The 11,293-nt window shown below is 60.5% G+C and carries 11 protein-coding genes; 1 reads left to right on the top strand and 10 read right to left on the bottom strand.

Annotated elements, in window-relative coordinates; all coding sequences use genetic code 11:
* Positions 1–4 precede the first annotated feature (4 nt).
* From AC3WWH_RS02975 to AC3WWH_RS02960, 4 genes are all read right to left on the bottom strand, one after another.
* Positions 5–976 (bottom strand): flagellin N-terminal helical domain-containing protein, encoded by a 972-nt coding sequence (locus tag AC3WWH_RS02975; protein ID WP_058320502.1) that lies wholly within the window; start codon positions 974–976, stop codon positions 5–7.
* Between the two features lie 346 nt (positions 977–1,322).
* The gene (locus AC3WWH_RS02970; protein ID WP_058325385.1) at positions 1,323–2,270 is read right to left on the bottom strand and encodes a flagellin N-terminal helical domain-containing protein; all 948 of its coding nucleotides are present in this window, start codon (positions 2,268–2,270) and stop codon (positions 1,323–1,325) included.
* Between the two features lie 275 nt (positions 2,271–2,545).
* Positions 2,546–3,493 carry a flagellin N-terminal helical domain-containing protein gene (locus AC3WWH_RS02965; protein WP_192494620.1) on the bottom strand — a complete coding sequence of 316 codons (948 nt, stop codon included), beginning with the start codon at positions 3,491–3,493 and terminating at the stop codon, positions 2,546–2,548.
* 292 nt (positions 3,494–3,785) lie between these two features.
* On the bottom strand, positions 3,786–4,733 hold the full coding sequence (locus tag AC3WWH_RS02960) for a flagellin N-terminal helical domain-containing protein (RefSeq protein ID WP_113479948.1): 948 nt from the start codon (positions 4,731–4,733) through the stop codon (positions 3,786–3,788).
* A gap of 373 nt (positions 4,734–5,106) precedes the next feature.
* Between AC3WWH_RS02960 and AC3WWH_RS02955 the strand changes: the two genes are divergently transcribed.
* Positions 5,107–7,050: an O-linked N-acetylglucosamine transferase, SPINDLY family protein gene (locus AC3WWH_RS02955; RefSeq protein WP_058323541.1), complete on the top strand. Its 1,944-nt coding sequence runs from the start codon at positions 5,107–5,109 to the stop codon at positions 7,048–7,050.
* Between the two features lie 99 nt (positions 7,051–7,149).
* Here the strand turns inward: AC3WWH_RS02955 and fliP are convergent, their stop codons facing one another.
* Genes fliP through flgA form a run of 6 tightly spaced genes read right to left on the bottom strand, consistent with a single transcriptional unit; the run spans position 7,150 to position 11,278 of the window.
* Positions 7,150–7,887, bottom strand: a complete 738-nt coding sequence (gene fliP / locus AC3WWH_RS02950; protein WP_057248216.1) for a flagellar type III secretion system pore protein FliP — start codon at positions 7,885–7,887, stop codon at positions 7,150–7,152.
* A gap of 8 nt (positions 7,888–7,895) precedes the next feature.
* Positions 7,896–8,393 (bottom strand): flagellar basal body-associated FliL family protein, encoded by a 498-nt coding sequence (locus AC3WWH_RS02945; RefSeq protein ID WP_058323542.1) that lies wholly within the window; start codon positions 8,391–8,393, stop codon positions 7,896–7,898.
* A 17-nt stretch (positions 8,394–8,410) separates the two neighbouring features.
* A complete protein-coding gene (gene flgH / locus AC3WWH_RS02940; RefSeq protein WP_057248214.1) occupies positions 8,411–9,121 on the bottom strand; it encodes a flagellar basal body L-ring protein FlgH in 711 nt (236 codons plus the stop codon).
* On the bottom strand, positions 9,118–9,645 hold the full coding sequence (locus tag AC3WWH_RS02935; protein WP_373419912.1) for a MotE family protein: 528 nt from the start codon (positions 9,643–9,645) through the stop codon (positions 9,118–9,120). The genes flgH and AC3WWH_RS02935 overlap by 4 nt, the downstream gene beginning before the upstream one ends.
* An 8-nt stretch (positions 9,646–9,653) precedes the next feature.
* Positions 9,654–10,769, bottom strand: a complete 1,116-nt coding sequence (locus tag AC3WWH_RS02930) for a flagellar basal body P-ring protein FlgI (protein WP_058323543.1) — start codon at positions 10,767–10,769, stop codon at positions 9,654–9,656.
* Positions 10,766–11,278: a flagellar basal body P-ring formation chaperone FlgA gene (gene flgA, locus AC3WWH_RS02925; RefSeq protein ID WP_082615704.1), complete on the bottom strand. Its 513-nt coding sequence runs from the start codon at positions 11,276–11,278 to the stop codon at positions 10,766–10,768. The genes AC3WWH_RS02930 and flgA overlap by 4 nt, the downstream gene beginning before the upstream one ends.
* Between the last annotated feature and the right edge of the window lie 15 nt (positions 11,279–11,293).

Raw genomic sequence — 11,293 nt, 5'->3', positions numbered from 1 at the left:
CGCCTTACTGTTGGAACAGGCGCAGGATGTTCTCGGAGTTCGTATTGGCGATCGAGAGCGCCTGGATGCCGAGCTGCTGCTGCGTCTGCAGTGCCTTGAGGCGCGTCGATTCCTCGTTCATGTCGGCATCGACGAGGCGACCGACACCCTTGTCGATCGTATCCATCAGGTTGGCGATGAAGCTCTCCTGCATGTCGATGCGCTTGGTGATGGCGCCGAGCGTGGAACCGGCATCCGTCAACTGGCCGAGGATGTGGTCGACGACGCGGATCATGTCGTCCATCTGGGCGTCGGTGGTCGCTGCCGTCAGCTTGACTTCCGACGAGGTCGCATTCGGGGTGGTCACCGGTGCGCCGATCAGGTGGAAAAGCTTGGCCGAGGTGCCGACCGGCGACGTGAGCAGCGAGGCGTCGTAGCTTCTGGTCAGGAGGCCACGGCTCGCATTGGCCGTATCGATCAGCATGGATTGCGCCGTGTCGAAGTCGAGCGTGGTGACCGACACGTTGCCGTTGGCATCGCGGTTGAACGAGGCAACGATCGACTTGGTGCCGACGGAAGCCGCATTCGCGTTATAGAGCCAGTTTTCGCTGGAGAAGGATGCGGACTGCGCGGCAGCCAGGAGCTGGTTCTTGAGTTCGGTGATTTCCTTGTCGATCTTCAGCTTGTCGACGCCCGGCTCGCGCGCGGCAACCAGCTTGCGCTTGATCTCGCTGACGACGTCGATGGACGAATTCATCGCCGCATAGGCCGTGTCGATCTTGGCTGCACCGAGGCCGAGTGCGTCTTCGACGGTCGACAGCGCCGCATTGTCGGAGCGCATGGTGGTCGCGATCGACCAGTAGGCGGCATTATCCGCAGCGGTCTGCACGCGGTAGCCGGAGGAAATCCGATCCTGGACCTCGGCCATGTCGGTATTGATGGAACGCAAGGTCTGAAGCGCCGCCATGGCGGCGGTATTGGTCATGATGCTGGTCATTGGTCACCTGCCCGGAATGAATTTCTGAAGACATTCCGGAGTGCAGAACCGGCAGCGATGGGACTGGCATCATGCGAATCGCCCCTGTTTTGCCCTGGAGGCGACCCTTCGCTCTTAACCAAGATGTAACGATTGCATGGTTAACAAATGGTTAACGCCGTTAGTAAGTCGGTAACAAAGGTGAACAAAAATAAGGGAATATGGATGAAAGGTTAAAGGCGGATCGCGCCCGCTGCCAAAGTTTGAAGCGCAAAACGAAAAAGGCCGCACGACCCCGTTGGGCGTGCGGCCTTTCTGCTGTGTGCGCAAGAGGGGCGAAAAATCGCCCGTCTTGCCTGTCGTTCGCTTAGCGGAACAGCGACAGGATGTTCTGCGAGTTGGTGTTGGCGATCGTGAGCGCCTGGATACCGAGCTGCTGCTGCGTCTGCAGAGCCTTCAGGCGGGTCGACTCTTCGTTCATGTCAGCGTCGACGAGGCGGCCAACGCCCTTCTCGATCGAGTCCGAGAGGTCGCGGACGAAGTTCTGCTGCAGTTCAACGCGGCTGTTGAGCGCACCGAGATCGGCAGCAGCGTCGGTCATCTGCAGAAGCGTTGCGTCAACGCCCGAGATGGCTTCTGCCAGAGCGCCCATCGTCATGTTGGTGATGTCGAGCGACAGCACGCTGTAGCCGGTCGTAACCGTCGCACCGTTGGTCGCCAGCTTGTATTCCATGTAGCTGGATAGCAGGCCGGTGCCGCCGGTCGTAACGTTAGCGCCGGTGGCGTCGACCTGGATCAGCGAGCTCTTGTTCGTGTCGAACTGGAGCGTCGTCAGGCTGACGTTGCCCTGGGCGTCGCGGTTGAACGAACCGACGATCGACTTGGTGGCAGCCGTGTTGTTGGCGTCGTTGTAGACCCAGTTTTCGCCGGAGAACGAAGCTGACTTGGCAATGCTCACGAGCTGGCTCTGCAGCTCCTTGATTTCCTTCTGGATCTTGCTCTTGTCGACGCCCGGCTCGCTGGCGGCAACCAGCTTTTTCTTGATCTCGTCGACGACGTCCTTGGAGTTTTCCATGGCCGTGTAGGCAACGTCGGTCTTGGCAGCGCCGAGGCCAAGAGCGTCTTCAACGGTCGAGAGTGCCTTGTTGTCCGAACGCATGGTGGTTGCGATCGACCAGTAAGCGGCGTTGTCCGCAGCGCTACCGACGCGCAGGCCCGATGAGATGCGGTCCTGGGTGGTTTCCATCGAGGAATTGATCGAACGCAGGGTCTGAAGAGCCGACATTGCGGCGGTGTTCGTCATGATGCTGGTCATTGGCTGAGTGCCCCTTGTTGGCTGATTTGGAATGAAAAGGGACATTCCGGGATTACCGGGAAGCAGCGGTCAGCCTCATGCCTGTTAATGTTGATTAACCCGCCGTTTCGTTGGCCACAGAAAACACCATCGTGGTTAACAAATGCTGAAGCTCAGTCGATAATTTCGGCACGCGTGGCTGAAATAGACCAACAAAAAACCGCGCCTCTTGCGAAGCGCGGTTTCGATTTTCTGCAGTCGGGCGCGAGCCGGGACCCGCGCCGCCTGGCGCCCGATTAACGGAACAGCGACAGGATGTTCTGCGAGTTCGAGTTGGCGATCGTGAGCGCCTGGATACCGAGCTGCTGCTGCGTCTGCAGAGCCTTCAGGCGGGTCGACTCTTCGTTCATGTCAGCGTCGACGAGCTTGCCGATGCCCTTCTCGATCGAGTCCGAGAGGTCCTGAACGAAGTTCTTCTGCAGTTCAACGCGGCTGTTGAGCGCACCGAGATCGGCAGCAGCGTCGGTCATCTGCAGGAGCGTCGCATCAACGCCCGAGATGGCTTCGGCCAGAGCGCCCACCGTCATGTTGGTGATGTCGAGCGACAGCACGCTGTAGCCGGTCGTAACCGTCGCACCGTTGGTCGCCAGCTTGTATTCCATGTAGCTGGAGAGCAGGCCGGTGCCGCCGGTCGTGACGTTAGCGCCGGTAGCGTCGACCTGGATCAGCGAGCTCTTGTTCGTGTCGAACTGGAGCGTAGTCAGGCTGACATTGCCCTGGGCGTCGCGGTTGAACGAACCGACGATCGACTTGGTGGCAGCCGTGTTGTTGGCGTCGTTGTAGACCCAGTTTTCGCCGGAGAACGAAGCCGACTTGGAAATGCTGATGAGCTGGTTCTGCAGCTCCTTGATTTCCTTCTGGATCTTGCTCTTGTCAACACCCGGCTCGCTGGCGGCAACCAGCTTCTTCTTGATCTCGTCGACGACGTCCTTGGAGTTTTCCATGGCGGTGTAGGCAACGTCGGTCTTGGCAGCGCCGAGGCCGAGGGCGTCCTGAACCGTGCCGAGAGCCTTGTTGTCCGAACGCATGGTGGTCGCGATCGACCAGTAAGCGGCGTTGTCGGCAGCGGAACCGACGCGCAGGCCCGACGAGATGCGGTCCTGGGTGGTTTCCATATCCGAATTGATCGAACGCAGAGTGGAGAGAGCCGCCATTGCGGCGGTGTTCGTCATGATGCTGGTCATTGGCTGAGTGCCCCTTGTTGGCAATACTCGTGAAAAAGGGACATTCCGGGAGCTACCGGGAAGCAGCGGTCAGCCTCATGCCTGTTAACCGGTTGTTGTTGTTGGTTAACCCGCTCCTTCGATGGACACAGCAAACACCATCGTGGTTAACGGCAACCTAAGACGCCGCGATTATTTTTCGAAACGCTCCAACATCCGATTTGGCACAACAAAAAACCGCGCCTCTTGCGAAGCGCGGTTTCGATTTTCTGCAGTCGGGCGCGGGCCGGGACCCGCGCCGCCTGGCGCCCGATTAACGGAACAACGACAGGATGTTCTGCGAGTTCGAGTTGGCGATCGAGAGCGCCTGGATACCGAGCTGCTGCTGCGTCTGCAGAGCCTTCAGGCGGGTCGACTCTTCGTTCATGTCAGCGTCGACGAGCTTGCCGATGCCCTTCTCGATCGAGTCCGAGAGGTCCTGAACGAAGTTCTTCTGCAGCTCGACGCGGCTGTTGAGCGCACCGAGGTCGGAAGCGGCGTCGGTCATCTGCAGCAGCGTTGCGTCAACGCCCGAGATGGCTTCTGCCAGAGCACCGGTGGTCATGTTGGTGATGTCCATCGACAGCACGCTGTAGCCGGTCGTGACCGTCGAACCGTTGGTCGCCAGCTTGTATTCCATGTAGCTGGAGAGCAGGCCGGTGCCGCCGGTCGTAACGTTAGCGCCGGTGGCGTCGACCTGGATCAGCGAGCTCTTGTTCGTGTCGAACTGGAGCTGCGTCAGGCTGACATTGCCCTGGTTGTCGCGGTTGAACGAACCGACGATCGACTTGGTGGCAGCCGTGTTGTTGGCGTCGTTGTAGACCCAGTTTTCGCCGGAGAACGAAGCCGACTTCGCGATGCTCACGAGCTGGTTCTGCAGCTCCTTGACTTCCTTCTGGATCTTGCTCTTGTCAACACCCGGCTCGCTGGCGGCAACCAGCTTCTTCTTGATCTCGTCGACGACGTTCTTGGAGTTTTCCATGGCCGTGTAGGCAACGTCGGTCTTGGCAGCGCCGAGGCCGAGTGCGTCCTGAACGGTCGAGAGCGCCTTGTTGTCCGAACGCATGGTGGTCGCGATCGACCAGTAAGCGGCGTTGTCGGCAGCGGAACCGACGCGCAGGCCCGACGAGATGCGGTCCTGGGTGGTTTCCATATCCGAATTGATCGAACGCAGGGTAGCGAGAGCGCCCATTGCGGCGGAATTGGTCATGATGCTCGTCATTAGAGTGTCCCTTTATTACTTAAGACGATTGGGGGACATACCGGACTGTTTACACTACCGGTGATGATGGATCGGCTTCATGCCTCTCGGTTCCAACGACTTTCTCGGAAGAAACCAAACCCGTCATGTGAGGCCGAATATCGAGCCCAATGCTTGCGAATTCCTTAAATGCCGAAGCGGCCTCAACGAGAGATAATTTATACTTAACAACGCCTTAAGTGGACGGTCCGGGTCGCCAAACGCGCCGTTCGAATGGCCCCTTGCGAGACAGGACCAGGCTTTGATCGGGGTTGACGCGTCATGCCTGAGGCAAGCTCCCATTACTACGATGGCCACGAGACCTGCTTTGCGACATCGAGGTGCCAAGCCATTGATGCCGGCAGCCCAGACGACGGAGCTATCAGTGAACGCCCAAGCCATTTTCTCGACCGCTTCCCGGCAATATCAGAAAGGCCAGTACACGGACGCGCTCGACCAGCTAAACATCCTGATGAATATCAATCGGGATACGAAGACCTTTGTGCTGCTCGCCAAGGTTCTGCTGAAGCTCGGCTTCAAGCCCGAGGCAGCACGCGCCTACCAGCTCGCTGGAGAGGCCGGCGGTTCGCGGTCGCAGGACTATCTGACCGAGGCGATGAAACTCTATTTCGTCAATGGACACGAGGACGAAGCTCTGGCCATCGGCCTCCCGCTGCTGGAGAAAGCCAAGACGGATCCGGAGATCGCATTCATCATTGCTTCGATCTTCCTCAAGCGCGACCAGAAGGAAATCCTCGGCCTGTTCAAGGCACCGCTGTCGACCAGCGCCAATCGCCATCATCAATCGCTGGCATTCAAACTTTTGACAGCCGATGTCAACGATGCGCTAGACCGTGAGGCCGTCGCAAATCTCTTCAAGACGCACCCCAAGAACACGACATTGCGCTCCGCCTATCTCGTCTATGCCCGCGAGGCAAACGACTTTGCCGAAGTCGAGAAACACAGCCGCGACATCGACCGAGCGCTGAGGCTCGGCGAGGCGGATATCCTCGCCGCCGAGGCGCCCTATTACCATATCACCTGGTGCGGCGACGAACGGCTGAACCGGATTGCCGGCGCGCAGCACCGTCCCTTCCCTGCCGGACTGACGGAAGCCCGCCGCGCCATGCCACATGCCTGGAACGACCGCATCCGTATCGGCTATGTCTCTTCCGACTTCTGGCACGACCACGCGACCATGAAGCTGCTCGCAGCCGTGCTCACGGCGCACGATCGCTCGCGTTTCGATATCACTCTCTTCTGCCACACATCGCCCAACAACGTCGTGCGCGACGACGGGTCCCGCGAAAAGTGGGGCAAGATCGTTTCCATCAACGACCTTAGCGATGACCAAGCGGCGGAGGTCATCCGTTCCGAGAACATCGACATTCTTGTCGACCTCAAAGGACACACGCTCGAGAGCCGGGTGAACATCTTCAACCGGCAGACCGCTCCGGTTCAGGTGAGCTGGCTCGGCTTTCCCGGGACGACGGTCAATGTGGACCTCGACTACATCATCGGCGACCCCCATGTCCTGCCGGATGGCAGCGAACCGCACTACTACGAGAAATACTGCCGGCTTCCCGACACCTATCAGCCGAACGACCCTCTCAACCGCCCGCTGCCGCAGCCATTGTCGCGTCGCCAGCTCGGCCTTCCCGAGGAAGTATTCGTCTTCGCGTCGTTCAACGCCAACCGCAAGATCTCGTTGCAGACGATCAACCTGTGGATCGAGATCCTTCAGCAGACCCCGGACAGCGTGCTCTGGCTGATGTGCAGCCGCCCGGATGCGCGAGCGAACATCATCGCAAAGTTCAAGAGTGCCGGCCTCGACACCAAGCGCATCATCGTCTGCCCCAAGGTCCTCTATCAAGACCACATCAGCCGTATCCCGGTCGCCGACATCGGCCTCGACACCTATCCCTATAACGGCCACACGACGACCTCGGAACAGCTCTGGGCCGGCCTTCCGGTGCTGACCTTCAAAGGCACCAACTTCGCCTCACGCGTGAGTGAGAGCCTGCTCAACGCCATTGGCGTGCCGGAACTCGTAGCCGCCGGGCCGGAGGACTATGTTCGCGAGGCGGTCGCGCTCTACAACAACCGAGACAGGATCGCCGACTATCGAAAGACCCTCGAGGAGAACCGGTTCCGCATGCCGTTGTTCGATGCCGAACGCTTCTGCCGCCACCTGGAACAGGGCTACGAAATGATGGCTGACCGCGCGAAGAGAGGTCTGGTACCGGATCACATCGACGTTCCGGCGCTACCGGCGCGGACTGGTTCGTTCGAACGCTAAGCGATCCGACCCTCGACCCCGAACGACGAAAGGCAGCGCCGAGGCGCTGCCTTTTTTGTTTGCGCCTTTCGAAGCGCCCAAACCTTTAATGACAGGTATCTAGCTGAAGGAGCGCACCAGGCTGCCGACGAGCAGATTCCATCCGTCGATCAGCACGAAGAACAGGATCTTGAAGGGCAGCGAGATCGCCGTCGGCGGCAGCATCATCATGCCCATGGCCATGGTGATGGTGGCAACGATCAGGTCGATCACCAAGAATGGCAGCATGATCAAGAAGCCGATTTCGAAGCCGCGGCGAATTTCGGAGATCATGAAGGCCGGCACGACAGCGCGCAGATCCACCTTGTCGTCCACGACCACCGTCTGGCCCTTTTCCTTGGCGATATCGATGAAGAGCTGCAGGTCCTTGTCGCGGGTGTTGGCGAGCATGAATTCGCGGAACGGCTCGCTGATCCGCGGGATCGCCTCGGCCTCGGTGATCTGGTTCTTCATGAGCGGATCGATGCCGTCGCGCCATGCGCGATCGAAGGTCGGCCCCATGACATAGAAGGTCATGAATAGGGCCAGCGACACCATGATCATGTTCGACGGCGTGGTCGCCAGGCCCATGCCGGTGCGCAGGATCGCAAAGGCGATCACGAAGCGCGGAAAGCTGGTGACCATGATCAGGATGCCCGGGGCCACCGACAGAACGGTCAGAAGACCGAAAGTGCGGATGATCCACGAGGCGGCCGACCCGTCGATAGGTGTATTCAGGATATCAGAGGGAAAACTCTGGGCGCCGGCAATACCGGACATCGCCATCATGGCGACTATGAAGGCGACAAGCCGGACCATTTATCGAATCATTGGATGACGAAGGTTCTGAACATCACATTGGTTACGCGCCCATCGGAGCGCAGGTCAACCCGCTCTTGAATGTCATCCCGGAGATATTGAAAGCCGCGCGGCCCCTGGATCTGCTGCAGCGAGACCGTCTTCAGATAGGCGGCGATATCCTGGTGGATCTGTTCCGCTAGTTTGGGATCGGGCGCGCCGTCGAACTGCAGCGCCACCTCGAGCCGTATCCAGTTCTCCGAAGGATAGGCAAGGTTGGTGGTGATCGGCTCCAGCTGAACGACACCGTTCGCTTCGGTCGCGAGCTTCGGCAGGCCCTCTTCGCCCGTGGCGTTGGCGGCCGGTTCCTTGGTCGCGTCGACCTGCTCCTTCGGCGGAGGCGGCGCGAGCAGGCCGCCGACCAGCCAGCCGCCGCCGCCGGCAACGAGCGTCAGCACGGCGACGATCGCGATGGTCATCACCTTTGACGGCGACTTCGGCGCGGTGGCGGTATCCAATTCTTCCATCTTGCCGTCCCTGCCGATCAGATCGGCGAAAATAGGTCCATGAACTGCTGGCCGTAGGGCGGCTGCTGCACCTCGGTCAAGCGACCGCGGCCGCCATAGGAGATGCGTGCCTCGGCGATGCGGTCGTAGTTGATGACGTTCTCGGCATCGACATCCCGCGGCCGCACGATGCCGGCAACGTTGAGGATGCGCAGTTCGTGATTGACGCGCACTTCCTGCGAACCGCTGATCAAGAGGTTGCCGTTTTCGAGAACTCCGGTCACGACTGCGGCGACGAGCACCCTCAGCTTTTCCGAACGCTCGGTCGTGCCGTCGCCCTCGGTCTTGGTATTCGACCCATATTTCAGGTCGCCCTCCCAGCCGAAATCGCTGGCCTCCGACTTGCCGTTGGCACCGACGTTGAAGCCACTGCTGTTCTTGCGGCTGCGATCCGTCTTGTTGTCGAAGGTAGCGCCTTCATTGATCTTGATGTCGACCGTGAGGATGTCGCCGACATTGATCGCGCGCGCGTCCTTGAACAGGGCGGCCTGCTGGTCGTTCCAGAGCGAGTAGCCACTTACCACCTGGCGCGGCTGCTTCGGATACATGGCAAGCTGCGGCGTCTGGGAATATTGCAGACCGCTGCCGATCGGGCTCATCGAAGGCGCCCGACCAATCTCGTTGAACGCCTGGTTCTGGCATCCGGCAAGGAGACCCGCCGTCAGCACGGCCGTTAGACGCATTTTCATGATGGTTCCTTCGAGGTGTTCGGGTCGCTGGCGCTCGAGATGATATTGGTAAGGATAGCCGCCCTTTCGTCCGTCATTTCGCTGAGGATCAGAGACGACTGTCGTGGCGGCAGCTGCATGACGATCGCGGCCGCGATCTCCGGATTGACCATTTCCAGCTTGCCGGCAGCCGCATCCGGCTTCATCGTCTTGTAGATGTCGACAAGACCGAGCTGGGCCTGTTTCAAAAAGTCGTTGCGGCGTTTCAGCCAGTCCTCGTATTCGTCGCGTCGCTTCTCCAGCGTGGCGATGCGTTCGTCGATACTTGCCTGCAAGGTCTCGAGGTCCTTGCGCTGCAGCACGTAGCGCTGGTCGCGGGCGGCGTCGGCAATATTCGTGCAGAACTGTTGGATCTCATTCTGCGTCGCGTCGGTTGCCGGAGGCGCGGTGACGTCCTGAGCGAAGGCGCCGGGCATCGTCAGCATCGAAGCGGCGGCCGCGCCGACAAGCAACAGATTGCGGACTTTGCCGAAAGATGGGTTCATGTTCGCCGTCATTGCAGCACTAGCTCCGCCTGAAGGGCCCCGGCCGTTTTGATGCTTTGCAGGATCGCAATGATGCCGTCCGGCTTGACACCGATGTTGTTAAGACCGGCGACGAGCGAGCGAAGGCTCGATCCGTTGAGGATCGCCACCGTGCCGCCATCTGACTGCGCGTTGATGGTGGTGTTCGGTTCCACCTCCGTTCGTCCACGCGAGAATGGCAGCGGCTGAACCACCGTCGGCGTCTCGCTGACCTCGACGGTCAGGGTGCCGTAGCTCACCGCCACCTCGTTGATGCGAACGTCCTGGCCAATCACGATCGTGCCGGTGCGTTCGTTGATGACGACGCGGGCCGGGACGTCCGTCTCGATCACGATGTTCTCGATATCGGCCATCAGCCGAGCGAGATCGGCCATCTTCGGCTTTTCGACGAGCACGGATTGAGAATCGCGTGCCTCGGCAATGCGACCGCCATATTGCTGGGCGGCATATTTGTTGATCGCCGCAGCCATGCCGACAGCCGTCGAGAAGTCCGGGTTGCGCAGTTGCAGAACGAGGTTGAAGCCATCCTTGAACTTGGACGGCAGCTCGCGCTCGATGATTGCGCCATTGGGCACGCGCCCGGCCGTCGTCACACCCTGGTTGAGGGTTGCCGCATCGCCCTGCGCGGCAAAGCCCGTCACGACGACGGACCCTTGCGCGACTGCATAGATCTGGCCGTCCGCGCCGGAGAGCGAGGTCATCACCAGGGTGCCGCCGCGAAGCGAGGTGGAGTCGCCGAGCGAACCGACGGTCACATCGACGCGGCTGCCGGGGCTTGCGAACGGCGGCAGCGTCGCCGTCACCAGAACGGCCGCAACGTTGCGCGTGCGGGAATCGCCGCCCTGGGTGGAGATGCCGAGGTTCTGCAGCATCGCCCGGACCGACTGGTCGGTGAAGGGCGAGGCACGCAGGCTGTCGCCGGTTCCCTGAAGGCCGACGACGAGGCCATAGCCGATGAGCTGGTTGTCGCGTCCCGCCTGGAGCGAGGCGACGTCCTTGATCCTGGACGCGCCGAAAGCCGGCGTCAGCGCCGTCGAGATCGCGACGGCCAGCGTCAGGAACCATTTGCAGGCAAGCATTTTCATTTCGCCACCACATGGACAGTGCCGTCGGCCATTACCGTTCCGGAAACGATGATGCCGGTATCGATGTTGCGCGCCCGGATCAGTTCGCCGACGGCGGCATCCTGGAGCGGTGATCCGGCGGCGCTGATAGTCAGGCCGCCATTGCTGAAGACGAGGCGCACGGTGGAGCCGCGCTCGACGGCATACTGCTCGCGCAGTGCGTTTGCGAGGATCACCCGACCGGGCAGAAGCGTGCGCTTGGTGACCTTGCCATCGATTTCGTTGAGGGTCCTGATGTAGCCGTCCGCGAGATCGGGGTTGGTAACGTCGACAACCTCGACGCGGCTGCGGTCGATCGTTTCGCCCGGATAGATCGTCCGGGTCGGGATCACCGCGGTCGGCCGCTCCGCAAGGCTCGCCGAAGGCAACAGGAAAGTGGCGGCAAGCAAGGCGCCAGCCGCCAGACGAAGCGCCTTGGATGCACTGTCGCCCTTCGATACCTTGATGTCTGCGGATCGGCGAAACATCATGTTTGCCCCCTCTTT

It is taken from the genome of Ensifer sp. EB106-03-01-XG145 (assembly GCF_058792075.1).
Note: the sequence above shows the minus strand (reverse complement) of the source record. Positions and strands in the feature narration are given on the sequence as shown.